A 14,464-nucleotide genomic window follows, 5' to 3' on the forward strand; every position below is an offset into this window, starting at 1 on the left:
GCACCGAGACATGAGCGACAACCTCACCGCCCCAGAGCAGAAGCAGACCGAGGCCGCCCCCGCCGCCGAGCGCGACACGCTGCTCGAGGTCAAGGGCCTGACCATGCACTTCCCCGTGTACGGCGGCTTCCCCTTCAAGCGGAAGGTCGGCGCGGTCCAGGCCGTCGACAACGTGGACCTGGTGGTCCACGAGGGCGAGGCCCTCGGCGTCGTCGGCGAGTCCGGCTGCGGCAAGTCGACGACCGGCCGCCTGATCACCCGCCTGATGGAGCCCACCGCGGGCACCATCACCTACCGCGGGCAGGACATCACCCACGCCTCGCGCAAGAAGCTGGCGCCGATCCGGTCCGAGATCCAGATGATCTTCCAGGACCCGTACTCGTCGCTGAACCCGCGCCAGACCGTCGGCACGATCATCAAGTCGCCGATGGAGATCAACGACATCAACCCGCCCGGCGGCCGGGACAAGCGGGTCAAGGAGCTCCTCGAGCTCGTCGGCCTGAACCCGGAGCACTACAACCGCTTCCCGCACGAGTTCTCCGGCGGCCAGCGCCAGCGCATCGGCGTCGCCCGCGCGCTCGCGGTCAACCCGAAGCTGATCGTCGCGGACGAGCCGGTCTCCGCCCTGGACGTGTCGATCCAGGCGCAGGTCGTCAACCTGCTGAAGAAGGTGCAGGACGAGCTCGGCATCGCGTTCGTCTTCATCGCCCACGACCTCGCGATCGTGCGGCACTTCTCGCAGCGCGTCGCGGTGATGTACCTGGGCAAGGTCGTCGAGGTCGGCGACCGGGACGACATCTACAACCGTCCCCGCCACCCGTACACCCACGCCCTGCTGTCGGCCGTGCCCGAGGTCGAGCTCGAGGACGCCGAGCCGCGCGAGCGCATCCGCCTGTACGGCGACGTGCCCTCCCCGGTCAACCCGCCGTCCGGCTGCCGCTTCCGCACCCGCTGCTGGAAGGCGCAGGACAAGTGCGCGACCGAGGAGCCGCCGCTGGTGCAGATCTCCGGCAACCGGGCGGGCCACCTCACGGCCTGCCACTTCCCGGAGGCGCCCACCACGGAGGCGCGGGACGAGGATGTCATCCTCGACCCGGCGCTGAAGGCGCTCGAGAGCGAGGGCAAGGAGGGCTGACCCTCCCCTCACCCACACGCCAGGGCCGGCGGGGACCCCCCTCCCCACCGGCCCTCCGCGTTCCCCCGGCGCCCCCGGCCCGCCCGGCCTGCCCGGCCCGGCGCCCCCGGCCCGCCCGGCCTGCCCGGCCCGGCGCCCCCGGCCTGCCCGGCCCGCCTGGCCTGCGGCCTGCGCGGCCTGCTCGCTTCGCCCGGTCTGCGGTCTGCCTGGCCTGCGGCCTCGCCTGCCCGGCCTGCCTCGCCTGCCCGGTCTGCGGTCTGCCTGGCCTGCGGCCTCGCCTGCCCGGCCTGCCTCGCCTGCCTGGCCTGCGGCCTGCGCGGCCTGCCCCGCCTGCCCGCCCGGCCAGCGGCCCGCCCGGCCCCGCCGCCCCCTCGGCGCCACGCCGCAGCTCCCGGCCCGCGCGGCACCCGACGTACCATCGGCTCACACTGCCCGCGCGGTCGCTCGCCCTGCCACCCCCCGGCCCCGCCCGCCACGACCTTGCGTCGCAGCCACGCCACCCCGCCCTCCACGAGCGCCCGCACTCGTCCCTGCGGGTGCCGTGCCGCTGCCGGTGGGTTCCGCGGGTCCCCTTGCGGGCGGCTGGGGCGCTCAAAGGCGGCACGTACGCCGCCGGACGGTTTCCCGCGGAACCTCGGCCCCCACGGAGGCTCAGCCCGTGCGCGCCGCAGTCAGGGCACGGACAGCTCGCCCCGCCGGCCCCGCCGGCCCCGCCGGCCCCGCGACGCCGGCCCGACGCGCGCCGCGGCGGGTGCACCAGGCGGCTCCCCGCGGGGCCCCCTCGGCCCCGTACGCCGCACGCGGCTCGCCCCGCGGGGGCAGGAACCCGAACCCCCCTCCCCGCGTCCACCCGAGCGACCTCTCCACCCGAACGGGTGGATCCCGGATGAATCGGAACGTCAACGGCGATATGCATCGTTCACCGTACGGATCGGTCAACGATCGGTCACCGATCGCCCGGACACCGGTCAGCCACCGGTCAAGGTCCGCCCAGGGAGAGGGAGGCACGCCATGCGCGGAGGACGAAGGGGGCCCGCGGCGACCCCACGGCGCCCACGCACCGCGACCCGCAGGACGACCGCCGCGGCCGGCGCCGCCACGGTCGCGCTGCTCGCCGCGGCCTGCGGCGGGGGCGGCGGTGGAGGCGGCGGCGGTGACGCCGGTGCCGTGCTGAGCTCCTCCTGGGGCGACCCGCAGAACCCCCTGGAGCCCGCCAACACCAACGAGGTCCAGGGCGGCAAGGTCCTCGACATGATCTTCCGCAACCTCAAGAAGTACGACCCGAAGACCGGCGAGGCCAAGGACATGCTCGCCGAGAAGATCGAGACCACCGACTCGCAGAACTTCCGCATCACCGTCAAGGACGGCTGGAAGTTCAGCAACGGCGAGCCGGTCACCGCCCGGTCCTTCGTCGACGCGTGGAACTACGGCGCGAGCCTGAAGAACAACCAGAAGAACGCCTACTTCTTCCAGTACATCGAGGGGTACGACAAGACCCACCCCGAGAGCGGCTCGCAGAGCGCCGACACCCTCTCCGGCCTGCGGCTGGTCGACGACCGGACCTTCACCGTCAAGCTCACGCAGAAGTTCTCGACCTTCCCCGACACCCTCGGGTACAACGCCTACGCCCCGCTGCCCCGCGCCTTCTTCGACGACCACGACGCCTGGGTCGCCAAGCCGGTCGGCAACGGCCCCTACCAGGTCGAGTCGTACGCCAAGGGCTCGCAGATGACCCTGCGCACGTGGGACGGCTACACCGGCCCCGACAAGGCACGCAACGGCGGCGTGGACCTGAAGGTCTACACCGACAACGCCACGGCCTACAACGACCTGATGTCCGGCAACCTCGACCTGGTCGACGACATCCCCGCCAGCCAGCTCAAGAACGCCCCCGCCGACCTCGGCGACCGGTACATCAACACCCCGGCGGGCATCCTGCAGACCCTCGCCTTCCCGTTCTACGACCCCCAGTGGAACAAGCCCGGCATGGAGAAGGTCCGCAAGGGCCTCTCCATGGCGATCGACCGCAAGCAGATCACCGAGACGATCTTCCAGAAGACCCGCACCCCGGCGACGGACTGGACCTCCCCGGTCCTCGGCGAGGAGGGCGGCTTCCGGGAGGGCTTCTGCGGCGAGTCCTGCGAGTACAAGCCGGAGGAGGCCAGGAAGCTCATCGAGGAGGGCGGCGGCCTGCCCGGCGGCCGGGTCAGGATCACCTTCAACGCGGACACCGGCTCGCACCGCGACTGGGTCGAGGCGGTCTGCAACAGCATCAACCGCGCGCTGGAACAGGGCAAGGCGTGCGTCCCGAACCCCGTCGGCACCTTCGCGGACTACCGCAACCAGATCTCCGAACGGAAGATGCCCGGTCCCTTCCGGGCCGGCTGGCAGATGGACTACCCGCTGATCCAGAACTTCCTCCAGCCGCTGTACTACACCAACGCCTCGTCCAACGACGGCAAGTGGTCCAACCAGGAGTTCGACGACTGGGTCGACAAGGCCAACGCCGAGTCCGACACCGGCACCGCGGTGGACAACTTCCTCAAGGCCGAGGAGGTGGTCCGCGACGAGATGGCCGCCATCCCGCTCTGGTACCAGAACGGCTCCGCCGGCTACTCCGAGCGCCTCTCCGACGTCGCCCTGAACCCCTTCAGCGTCCCGGTCTACGACCGGATCAAGGTCGGCTGACCGGGGGTCCGCCCCCCACCGTTCGGTCCGCAACCCTGGCCGGGAGGCACCATGGGACGCTACGTGATCCGGCGTCTGCTGCAGATGATCCCCGTGTTCGTCGGCGCGACGCTGCTGATCTTCCTGATGGTCAACGTCATGGGCGATCCGGTCGCCGGCCTCTGCGGCGACCGGGCCTGCGACCCGGCGACGGCGGCCCGCCTCAAGGCGGAGTTCGGGCTCGACCAGCCCGTCTGGAAGCAGTACCTGACCTACATGGGCAACGTCCTCTCCGGAGACTTCGGCACCGCCTTCAACGGCCAGAAGGTCACCGAACTGATGGGCACGGCCTTCCCGGTGACCATCCGGCTGACCCTGGTGGCGATCCTCTTCGAGATCGTCATCGGCATCGCCCTCGGCGTGGTCACCGGGATGCGCCGCGGCCGCCCGGTGGACACCGGCGTCCTGGTCGCCACCCTGGTGGTGATCTCCGTGCCCACCTTCGTCACCGGCCTGCTGCTGCAGCTGCTGCTCGGCGTGAAGTGGGGCTGGATCAACCCCTCGGTCTCCTACGAGGCCGGCTTCGGCGAGCTGATCGTCCCCGGCCTGGTGCTGGCCTCCGTCTCGCTGGCCTACGTCACCCGGCTGACCCGCACCTCCATCGCCGAGAACCGCCGCTCCGACTACGTCCGCACCGCCGTCGCCAAAGGGCTCCCGCGCCGCCGGGTGGTCACCCGGCACCTGCTGCGGAACTCGCTGATCCCCGTGGTCACCTTCATCGGCACGGACGTCGGCGCGCTGATGGGCGGCGCCATCGTCACCGAGCGGATCTTCAACATCCACGGGGTCGGCTACCAGCTCTACCAGGGCATCCTCCGGCAGAACACCCAGACCGTGGTCGGCTTCGTGACGGTGCTGGTGCTGGTCTTCCTGGTGGCGAACCTCATCGTCGACCTTCTGTACGCCGTACTCGACCCGAGGATCCGCTATGCCTGAACCGCGGCAGCCGCTTCCCGACCCCGGTGACCACCCGCGCGGCGACCGTTCCGGGGATGGCCGGACCGAGGCCGGCCGTTCCGAGGGCGGCCGGACCGCCGGGGACGGCGCGATCGCCGGGACGGGCTTCGGCGGCTCCATGGACCTGGCCACCGAGGAGGGCCGCACGCTGGAGGGCGACCCCGGGCCCGACGGCGGCGGGCCGGCGGCCAGGCCGCGCTCCCTGTGGTCCGATGCCTGGCGGGACCTGCGCCGCAACCCGGTCTTCCTCGTCTCGTCGCTGCTGATCCTCTTCCTCCTGCTGATCGCGGTCTGGCCCAGCCTGCTCACCTCCGGCGACCCGCTCGACTGCGACCTGGCCCGCGCCCAGGAGGGCTCCCAGCCCGGTCACCCGTTCGGCTTCAACGGCCAGGGCTGCGACGTCTACACCCGCACCGTGTACGGCGCCCGCACCTCGGTCACCGTCGGCGTCTGCGCCACCCTCGGCGTCGCCCTCCTCGGCAGCGTCCTGGGCGGCCTCGCAGGCTTCTTCGGCGGCATCTGGGACGCGCTGCTCTCCCGCCTCACCGACGTCTTCTTCGCCATCCCCGTGGTCCTGGGCGGCCTGGTCCTGCTGTCGGTGGTCACCAGCAACAGCGTCTGGCCGGTGATCGGCTTCATGGTGCTGCTGGGCTGGCCGCAGATCTCCCGCATCTCCCGCGGCGCGGTCATCACCGCCAAGCAGCACGACTACGTCCAGGCGGCCCGCGCCCTCGGCGCCTCCAGCCCCCGGATGCTGCTGCGGCACATCGCGCCCAACGCCGTCGCCCCGGTGATCGTGGTCGCCACCATCGCGCTTGGCACCTACATCGCCCTGGAGGCCACGCTCTCCTACCTGGGCGTCGGGCTGAAGCCGCCCACGGTCAGCTGGGGCATCGACATCTCCTCCGCCTCCCCGTACATCCGCAACGCCCCGCACATGCTGCTCTGGCCGGCCGGCGCGCTGGCGCTCACGGTGCTGGCGTTCATCATGCTCGGCGACGCGGTCCGCGACGCCCTCGACCCGAAGCTGAGGTGAGCCGCGCCATGCTGCTCGACGTCCGTGACCTGCGCGTGGAGTTCACCACCCGGGAAGGCGTGGCCAAGGCGGTGAACGGGGTCAGCTACAGCGTCGACGCGGGCGAGACCCTCGCCGTGCTCGGCGAGTCCGGCTCCGGGAAGTCCGTCACCGCCCAGGCCGTCATGGGCATCCTCGACACGCCGCCCGGCCGGATCACCGGCGGCGAGATCCTCTTCCAGGGCCGCGACCTGCTCCGGCTCAAGGAGGAGGAACGGCGGACCGTCCGCGGCGCGGAGATGGCGATGATCTTCCAGGACGCGCTCTCCTCCCTCAACCCGGTGATGACCGTGGGGGACCAGCTCGGCGAGATGTTCGTCGTCCACCGCGGCCTGTCGAAGAAGGACGCCCGCGCCAAGGCGGTCGAGCTGATGGACCGGGTCCGCATCCCCGCGGCGGCACAGCGGGTGCGGGACTACCCGCACCAGTTCTCCGGGGGCATGCGCCAGCGCATCATGATCGCCATGGCGCTGGCGCTGGAACCGGCGCTGATCATCGCCGACGAGCCCACCACCGCGCTGGACGTCACGGTCCAGGCCCAGGTCATGGACCTGCTCGCCGAGCTTCAGCGCGAGTACCGGATGGGGCTCATCCTGATCACCCACGACCTCGGCGTGGTCGCCGACGTCGCCGACCGGATCGCCGTGATGTACGCCGGACGGATCGTCGAGACGGCCGGGGTGCACGACCTCTACAAGGCGCCCGCGCACCCCTACACCCGCGGCCTGCTGGACTCCATCCCGCGCCTGGACCACAAGGGGGGTGAGCTCTACGCGATCAAGGGCCTGCCGCCCAGCCTCACCGCCGTCCCGCCCGGCTGCCCCTTCCACCCGCGCTGCCCGATGGCCCAGGACGTCTGCCGGACCGACGTCCCGCCGCTGTACGCCGTGGACCGGGGCCCCGTCTCCGCGCCCGGCCGCGGCAGCGCCTGCCACTTCTGGCAGGACTGCCTGGAGAACTCCGCCCCCCGCTGACCACCCCGCCCCGAACCGCTCCCCGCCCCGACCGCCCGACCGCCGCCAGGAGAACCGATGGCCACCATGGCGCCCACACCCGGCACGGACACGACGACCGAGCCGATCCTCGAGGTCGAGGGGCTCGTGAAGCACTACCCGCTCACCCGGGGGATCGTCTTCCGCAAGCAGGTCGGCGCCGTGAAGGCCGTCGACGGCGTCGACTTCGCCCTCGGCCGCGGCGAGACCCTCGGCATCGTCGGGGAGTCCGGCTGCGGGAAGTCCACGGTGGCGCGGATGCTGGTCAACCTCGAGCGGCCCACCGCGGGATCGATCCGCTACAAGGGCGAGGACGTCACCCGGCTGTCCGGCCGCGCCCTGAAGGCGGTGCGCCGGAACATCCAGATGGTCTTCCAGGACCCGTACACCTCGCTCAATCCCCGGATGACCGTCGGCGACATCGTGGGAGAGCCCTTCGACATCCACCCCGAGGCCGCCCCCAAGGGCGACCGCCGGCGCCGCGTGCAGGGGCTGCTGGAGGTGGTCGGCCTCAACCCCGAGCACGTCAACCGCTACCCGCACCAGTTCTCCGGCGGGCAGCGCCAGCGCATCGGCATCGCCCGCGGACTCGCGCTCCGGCCCGAGATCATCGTCGCCGACGAACCCGTCTCCGCCCTCGACGTCTCGGTCCAGGCCCAGGTGGTCAACCTGCTCGAGCGGCTCCAGGACGAGTTCGGGCTCGCCTACGTGTTCATCGCGCACGACCTGTCCGTGGTGCGGCACATCTCCGACCGCGTCGCGGTGATGTACCTCGGACGGATCGTGGAGACCGGCACCGACCGGGCCATCTACGACCATCCCACGCACCCCTACACCCAGGCGCTGCTCTCCGCCGTTCCCGTCCCCGACCCGGCGGCCCGCGACCGCCGGGAGCGGATCATCCTCACCGGCGACGTGCCCTCGCCGACGAACATCCCCTCCGGCTGCCGCTTCCGCACCCGCTGCTGGAAGGCCCAGCAGCGCTGCGCCGAGGAGGTCCCGGCGCTCGCCGTCCCGGAGGCGTTCCGCGACCGGGGCGGCCCGGCGGCGCATCCGTCGGCCTGTCACTTCGCCGAGGAGAAGCGGGTGGTGCCCGAGGAGGAGCCGGACGAGCCGCCCCGTTAACCGGCAGGTAATTGAGCCGACCCGTATCCGATATACGGACGGGGAACGCTGAGGGGGTACGGCCGTGCGGGTGCCGTGAACGGGCCGGGGCGCGCCATGTCGCCCCGGCCCGTGCCGTTCCCGCCGAGCCCGTGCGCGGCGGTCAGCCCGCCGGCCGGGCCGCGCCGTCCGCCCCCGCCGGGGCCATGCCCAGCGAGCGGCGCAGGAAGTCGACCTGGAGCAGCAGCAGGTTCTCCGCCACCTGCTCCTGCGGCGTCATGTGGGTCACCCCCGACAGCGGCAGCACCTCGTGCGGCCGTCCCGCGGCCAGCAACGCGGAGGAGAGCCGCAGGGTGTGCGCGGCCACCACGTTGTCGTCGGCCAGCCCGTGGATCACCATCAGTGGCCGGCCGCGCCCGGCGGCCCCGGAGAGCCCGTCGTCGGTCACCAGCGAACTGGCCGCGTACGCCCGCGGGTCGGCGGCCGGGTCGCCCAGGTACCGCTCCGTGTAGTGGGTGTCGTAGAGCCGCCAGTCGGTGACCGGCGCCCCGGCGACGCCCGCCGCGAAGACGTCCGGCCGGCGCAGCACCGCCAGCGCGGCCAGGTAACCGCCGAAGGACCAGCCCCGCACGGCCACCCGCGACAGGTCCAGCGGATACCGCTCGGCCAGGTCGTGGAGGGCGTCGATCTGGTCCTCCAGGGCGAGGGTGAGGTCGCCACGGACCGCCTTCTCCCACGCGGGGGAGCGCCCCGGGGTGCCGCGCCCGTCGGCGACGATCACCGCGAACCCCTGGTCGGCGAACCACTGGGAGGTCAGGTGGGCGTTGTGCGAGGCGTACACGCGCTGCCCGTGCGGGCCGCCGTACGGGTCCATGAGGACGGGCAGGAGGTCACCCGCGCGGTAGTGCGTGGGCAGCAGCACGGCGCACGGAATGCGCCGCGCGCCCGCCTCGGTGAGGGAGACCCGCGGGGTGAGGCCGGGGTCGGCGGCGTGCGAGGCGATCCGGGCGACCTCCGCGCCGTCGCGCAGCACCACCGCCCGGGCGCCCGGCCGGTCGGGCGTGGACGACACCAGCACCGTCACCCCGCCCGAGCGCACCGCCGTGTGGACGCCCGGCTCCGTGGAGACGCGCTCCACCCCGTCGGCCGTGACCCGGTGGACGTGCACCTCACCGATCTCCGGTGCGCCGGCCTCCTCGCCCGCGGAGGCCGACACCAGGACGTCGTCCTCGGAGACGTCCAGCACCGCCCGCAGGTGCAGCCGTCCGTCGGTGAGCGTGCGGCCGCCCACCGCGAGGGCCCGCGCCCCGCTCTCGTCGGTGATCCGCACCAGCTCTCCGGCCGGGTTCCAGCACGGGGTGGCAGCGAACAATTCAAGCCATGTTGGATCACTCTCGCCGAGCAGCGTCCGGGTGGCCCCGGTGTCCGGGTCGACGGCCAGCGTGAGCTGCTCGCGCTGGTCCCGCGACTGCACCAGGATCAGCGGCGGACCCCCCGCTGACCAGTGCACTCGTGCCAGATAGGGGAACGCCTCGCGGTCCCAGCGGACCTCCGTGCGGCTGCCGTCGAGGCCGAAGACGAACAACTGTACGTGGGCGTTGGGGGTTCCGGCCGCGGGGTACGCCTGCGGCCGCGGCTCCCGCTCGGGGTGCGCCGGATCGGCGATCCACCACCGCCGGACGGGCGCGTCGTCGGTCCGGGCGGCCAGCAGCCGGTCCGATTCCGGGGACCACCAGAAGCCGCGGAAGCGCTGCATCTCCTCCGCCGCGACGAACTCGGCGAGCCCGTACGCCACCGTCCCCGACTCCGGCTCCGCCAGCGCCCGGCCGCCCTCGCCGTCCGCCCCGACGACCCGCAGGGCGCCGCCCGCCACGTACGCGACGCGGCGTCCGTCGGGGGAGGGGCGAGGGTCGACGACCGGCCCCTCCACGGGCAGCTCGCGCACCGTCCCGGCCCTCAGCTCGGCCGCGAAAAGCCGCCCTGACAAGGCGAAACACGCCATCTCCACGGCCGCGTCGGTGGCGTACGAGACGATGCCCGCACCGCCCTCACGGCTCCGTTCGCGACGCGCGCGTTCCTCGGCGGAGAGGTCCTCCCCGGCGCCGTCCAGCAGCGCCGCGGGGTCCGCCGCGAGCCGCTCGGCGGGACCGTCCGCGGCCTCCAGGTCGAGCACCCGGAGGGCTCCGGCGCGGTCCGTGCCGGAGCCGGAGCGCAGGAAGACGACCCGGGAACCGTCGGGTGCCACGGTGAACGCGCGCGGCGCCCCGAGGGTGAACCGCTGGGTGCGGGCGTGCCGCCGGGGGAAGGATTCGGTGTCCGTCTGCATGACCTGACCATATTGGCCATGCGCCCCCCGCGTGCGGCTGTGCGCCGACTCATGCGTGGCCTCGGATAGTTATGATCGCTGCCGTCCGGTGGGTATCAACCTGCTGGCTGCGCGAAGGATTTGTCGCCCCTTCGGTCCGACTGCCTGTGTCCTAGGGAGCTTTGGAGGTGAACCGCCGTGGCACTCTCGATCTCGGTGGTGGTGCTGCTGGCGATCGTCGTCTTCCTGCTGATCAAGAAGTCGGGGCTGAAGGCGGGGCATGCGATCGTCTGCATGCTGCTCGGGTTCTACCTCGCCGCCTCGTCGGTGGCCCCCACGATCAGCGAGCTGACGAACAACATCGCGGGCATGATCGGCAGCTTCAAGTTCTGACCCGTCGTCCTCCTCCGTCCCGGATACCCCCGGGACGGCGGCGTACACCGGTCCGCCGACCGGGGCGCCGAGCCGGGTCGTGGGCGCCCGCCTAAGCTGGCCCCATGACGGACACGCCCGCTCGTCGCCTGCTGCTGGTGCACGCGCACCCGGACGACGAGTCGATCAACAACGGCGCCACCATGGCCCGCTACGCGGCCGAGGGCGCCGGGGTCACCCTGGTGACCTGCACCCTCGGCGAGCTCGGTGAGGTCATCCCGCCCGAGCTGGCCCACCTGTCGGGCGCCGCGCTGGGCGCGCACCGCCGGCAGGAGCTGGCCGCGGCCATGCGCGAGCTGGGCGTGACGGACGTCCGGCTGCTGGGCGGCGAGGGCCGCTACGGCGACTCCGGGATGATGGGCCTGCCCGACAACGACGCGCCAGGAGCCTTCTGGGGCGCCCCGGTGGACGAGGCCGCCGAGCACCTGGTCGCCGTGATCCGCGAGGTCCGCCCGCAGGTGCTGGTGACCTACGACCCGGACGGCGGCTACGGCCACCCCGACCACATCCAGGCCCACCGGGTCGCGATGCGCGCGGCCGAACTGGCCGCGGACCCGGGCCTGCGCCCCGACCTCGGCGACGCCTGGGACATCCCGAAGATCTACTGGACCCGGATGCCGCGCCCGGTCGCCGAGGAGGCCTTCGCCCGCCTCCACGAGGCCCTGTCCGGGCTCCCGTTCCCCGCGCCGGCCGCCGTGGACGACCTGCCCGGCATCGTCGACGACCCGGAGCGGATCACCGCCCGGCTGGACGCCGAGGGCACCCCGTACGCCGCCGCCAAGGCCGCCGCGATGACCGCCCACGCCACCCAGATCGCCGTGCGCGCGCCCTGGTTCGCGCTCTCCAACGAGCTGGCCCAGCCGCTGTTCGCGGTGGAGCACTACGAGTTGGTGAAGGGCGAGCCGGGCGGCCCGGGCGTGGAGGACGACCTGTTCGCGGGAATCGCCGGGAGCGCGGGGACCACCGGGACCCCGGGTCCCGCCGGCTCCCCGGGTCCCGCCGGTCCCGCCGGTTCCGGGGTCACCGAAGGAGATGCCGCGTGAGCACGAACGCCAAGGGAACGCAGCCGCCCGCGGGAGGCCCCGGAGGCCCCGGAAGCCTCCTGGCCCAGCCGCTGAGTCTGCCCTCGGCCGGCCGCACCGCGGCCTACGCCGGACTGCTCCTGCTCGGAGCGGTCGTCGGGGTCGCCGGCTCCCTGGTGCAGGGCGCGTTCTTCCCCGGCGGGCTGCTGCTCGCCCTCGCCGGGACGGCCGGGACCTTCCTCGCCGGAGCGCGGCTGATGGCCTCCCGGGCCGGGGCGGCCGTCCCCGTGGTGGGCTGGCTGATCGCCGTCGTGCTCCTCACCACCAGCCGTCCGGAGGGCGACTTCGTGTTCGGCGCCGGCCTGCGGCCCTACCTGTTCCTCCTCGGTGGCATGGTGGTCGCTATGATCTGCGCCACCCTCGGTGGCGGCCGCGACCGCTGAGTCCCGCCGTCCCACATGGGAGTGACGTCCCGCTTCGTCCTGTCGTCCCGGTGACCACCGGGGTGGATATGCCCTCGGCCGTGGGTTACCCGCGGGAAGCGGCCAGTATCGTGGAGCGCGCCGCCGAGAAGCCCGCTGTGAGGTCGTGACGGGCGGCGGAGCCAACCGGGAGAACCTGCCTTGAGTCGTGAAACTGACAATCCGTCCCCCACGCCCAGCGGGAACGGCGGATCCGCGCACCCCTCCGAGCCGACGACGCCGGAAGGCCGCAAGACCGAGACCACGCTGACGACCCGCGTGAAGATCAACATCCCGGGGTCCCGGCCGATCCCGCCGGTGGTGGTGCGCAAGCCCGTGGGGGAGGGTTCCGCCGCGGGCGAGCAGTCCGCGCCCGAAGGGGCCACCCCTCCCGGCGGCACGGACACCTCCGCCGCGTCCGCCGCGCCCGCCGACACGCCGTCGTCGCCCCAGGCCCCGGCGAAGGAGAAGGCCAGCGACTGGTTCGCCCCGCGCAAGGCCCCCGCGCCCGCGCCGCAGGGCGACCCGGCGGGCCCCAAGCCGGGCCGCGACGCGCTGCCGGGCCCGTCCGGCCCCTCCGGCCCCTCCGGCCCCTCCGGCCAGGGCAACAGCCCCTCCGGCCAGGGCCGCACGCCCGCGGCGGGCACCCCCGCCCCGGCCCTCCCGCAGCGGCCCACCACGCCCCGCGCCGGCGGCGCGGCGCCCATCGGGCAGCGTCCCGCGGCCGGCGCCCCGCGTCCGGCCGGCGCCCCCCGCCCCGGCCAGGGCGGCTCCGGCGGTACCAACGGCTCCGGCCTCCCCGGCGCCACCGGCGGACCGGTGGCCCCCGGACACGGCGGCGGCACCGGCTCGGTGGACGTCACCGAGGCGCTCAACGCCGGCCCGCTCGGCCCCCGCGGCGGCCAGGCCCCCGGCGCGGGCGCCAACACCCCCGCGGGCCGGGCCCCCGGCGCGAGCGCCGCACCGGCCTCCCGCCCCGAGCCCCCCACGGGCCCGACCGGCGGCCCGGTGACCGGCAGCGGCCCGCTCACCCCCGACCTCGGCGGCGGCCTCAGCGACGACACCGCGGTGCTCACCCCGCAGCGCCCCGCCCCCGGCGCCCCGCGCCGCCAGGACAACATCTCCGGCGACACCCTCACCAGCGGCATCCCCCGGGTGCCCGCCGGCCCCGGCGCCCCGCCGGCCGGCGGAGCCCACGGCGGGCCCGCCGTCCCGCCGCCCGGCATGTTCAGCCCGGTCCCCGCCCCCACCCCGGCTCCCGCCCCGGCCCCGGCGCCCGCCGCGCCCGCCGCGCCGAAGAAGAAGGGCCGCAACAAGGTGGCCCTGCTCGGCGGCGCCCTGGTCGCCCTGGCGGCCGTGGCCTACGGCGCCGGCCTGCTGCTGAACCACTCCGACGTGCCCAAGGGCACCACCGTGCTCGGCGTGGAGATAGGCGGCGGCACCCGCGACGAGGCCGCGCAGAAGCTGGACCAGGCGCTCGGCGAGCGCATGAGCCAGCCGCTGAAGCTGGCCGTGGACGGCGAGGTCGTCAACCTGGAGCCGGAGCAGGCGGGCCTGGAGATCGACACCCGCGCCACCGTCGGCGAGGCCGCCAGGAGCGACTACAACCCGGTCTCCGTGATCGGCTCGCTCTTCGGCCAGGAACGGGTGGTCGATCCCGCCATGCCGGTCGACGCCGAGAAGCTGCGCGCGGCGCTGGAGGAGGCCGCCGGCGGCGCCGGCTCGGTCACCGAGGGCGGCATCGAGTTCCGCGCCGGGAAGGCCGTGCCGGTCTACGGCAAGCCCGGCAAGGGCATCGACCTCCAGAAGGCCGTGCCCGCGGTCCAGGCGGCCTACCGCGAGCAGGTGGCCACCGGCGACGCGAAGGCCGTGGAGCTGCCGGTCGTCACCCGCGAGCCCAGCGTCCCGGACGCCGAGGTGAACCGGATGATGAAGGAGTTCGCCCAGCCCGCCATGTCCGGCCTGGTGACGGTGCAGACCGATGCCGCGCACACCATCTCCTTCAGCCCGGAGAAGTCGCTCTGGCGGTTCCTGCGCGTGCAGGCCGTCGACGGCCGGCTGGTCGAGAGCTACGACCAGGCGGAGCTGCAGAAGCTCTACGGCGAGACCTTCGACGGGGTGCTCGTCACCCGCGCCACCGGGAAGAAGACCCCGGTGACCGTCGAGGACGTCATCGGCGCGCTGCGCCCCGCCCTGCTCGACAAAACCGAGCGGATCGGCGTCATCGAGACGAACCCCAGCTGACCGCACGACC

11 protein-coding genes are annotated in these 14,464 nt (G+C 73.7%); 10 read left to right on the top strand and 1 reads right to left on the bottom strand.

The window, feature by feature from the left end; genetic code table 11:
- Nucleotides 1–10: 10 nt before the first annotated feature.
- The 6 genes from ACWD3O_RS25980 to ACWD3O_RS26005 all read left to right on the top strand — a co-directional run bounded on the left by ACWD3O_RS25980 (nucleotide 11) and on the right by ACWD3O_RS26005 (nucleotide 8,011).
- Complete coding sequence (locus ACWD3O_RS25980) at nucleotides 11–1,135, top strand: ABC transporter ATP-binding protein (RefSeq protein ID WP_451412835.1); 1,125 nt, start codon at nucleotides 11–13, stop codon at nucleotides 1,133–1,135.
- Nucleotides 1,136–2,146: 1,011 nt separating this feature from the next.
- Nucleotides 2,147–3,823: a peptide ABC transporter substrate-binding protein gene (locus tag ACWD3O_RS25985; RefSeq protein ID WP_451417547.1), complete on the top strand. Its 1,677-nt coding sequence runs from the start codon at nucleotides 2,147–2,149 to the stop codon at nucleotides 3,821–3,823.
- 51 nt (nucleotides 3,824–3,874) lie between these two features.
- Complete coding sequence (locus ACWD3O_RS25990) at nucleotides 3,875–4,798, top strand: ABC transporter permease (RefSeq protein ID WP_356137134.1); 924 nt, start codon at nucleotides 3,875–3,877, stop codon at nucleotides 4,796–4,798.
- Entirely contained in the window at nucleotides 4,791–5,855 is a 1,065-nt protein-coding gene (locus tag ACWD3O_RS25995; RefSeq protein WP_451417548.1) for an ABC transporter permease, read from the top strand. Before ACWD3O_RS25990 ends, ACWD3O_RS25995 begins: the two co-directional genes overlap by 8 nt.
- An 8-nt stretch (nucleotides 5,856–5,863) precedes the next feature.
- Nucleotides 5,864–6,868, top strand: coding sequence for an ABC transporter ATP-binding protein (locus ACWD3O_RS26000; RefSeq protein ID WP_451417549.1), 1,005 nt, complete (start codon nucleotides 5,864–5,866; stop codon nucleotides 6,866–6,868).
- 57 nt (nucleotides 6,869–6,925) lie between these two features.
- Nucleotides 6,926–8,011: an ABC transporter ATP-binding protein gene (locus ACWD3O_RS26005; RefSeq protein ID WP_451417550.1), complete on the top strand. Its 1,086-nt coding sequence runs from the start codon at nucleotides 6,926–6,928 to the stop codon at nucleotides 8,009–8,011.
- 142 nt (nucleotides 8,012–8,153) lie between these two features.
- On the opposite strand, the gene ACWD3O_RS26010 is transcribed toward ACWD3O_RS26005, so the two are convergent.
- The gene (locus ACWD3O_RS26010; protein WP_451417551.1) at nucleotides 8,154–10,316 is read right to left on the bottom strand and encodes a prolyl oligopeptidase family serine peptidase; all 2,163 of its coding nucleotides are present in this window, start codon (nucleotides 10,314–10,316) and stop codon (nucleotides 8,154–8,156) included.
- 177 nt (nucleotides 10,317–10,493) lie between these two features.
- Between ACWD3O_RS26010 and ACWD3O_RS26015 the strand changes: the two genes are divergently transcribed.
- From ACWD3O_RS26015 to ACWD3O_RS26030, 4 genes are all read left to right on the top strand, one after another.
- On the top strand, nucleotides 10,494–10,688 hold the full coding sequence (locus ACWD3O_RS26015; RefSeq protein WP_166021337.1) for a hypothetical protein: 195 nt from the start codon (nucleotides 10,494–10,496) through the stop codon (nucleotides 10,686–10,688).
- Nucleotides 10,689–10,792: 104 nt separating this feature from the next.
- The gene (mshB, locus tag ACWD3O_RS26020; protein ID WP_451417552.1) at nucleotides 10,793–11,770 is read left to right on the top strand and encodes an N-acetyl-1-D-myo-inositol-2-amino-2-deoxy-alpha-D-glucopyranoside deacetylase; all 978 of its coding nucleotides are present in this window, start codon (nucleotides 10,793–10,795) and stop codon (nucleotides 11,768–11,770) included.
- A complete protein-coding gene (locus ACWD3O_RS26025; protein WP_451412829.1) occupies nucleotides 11,767–12,192 on the top strand; it encodes a DUF6113 family protein in 426 nt (141 codons plus the stop codon). Before mshB ends, ACWD3O_RS26025 begins: the two co-directional genes overlap by 4 nt.
- Before the next feature lie 180 nt (nucleotides 12,193–12,372).
- On the top strand, nucleotides 12,373–14,454 hold the full coding sequence (locus tag ACWD3O_RS26030) for a hypothetical protein (RefSeq protein WP_451417553.1): 2,082 nt from the start codon (nucleotides 12,373–12,375) through the stop codon (nucleotides 14,452–14,454).
- The last annotated feature ends 10 nt before the right edge of the window (nucleotides 14,455–14,464 follow it).

The organism is Streptomyces sp. NPDC002640, assembly GCF_053592575.1.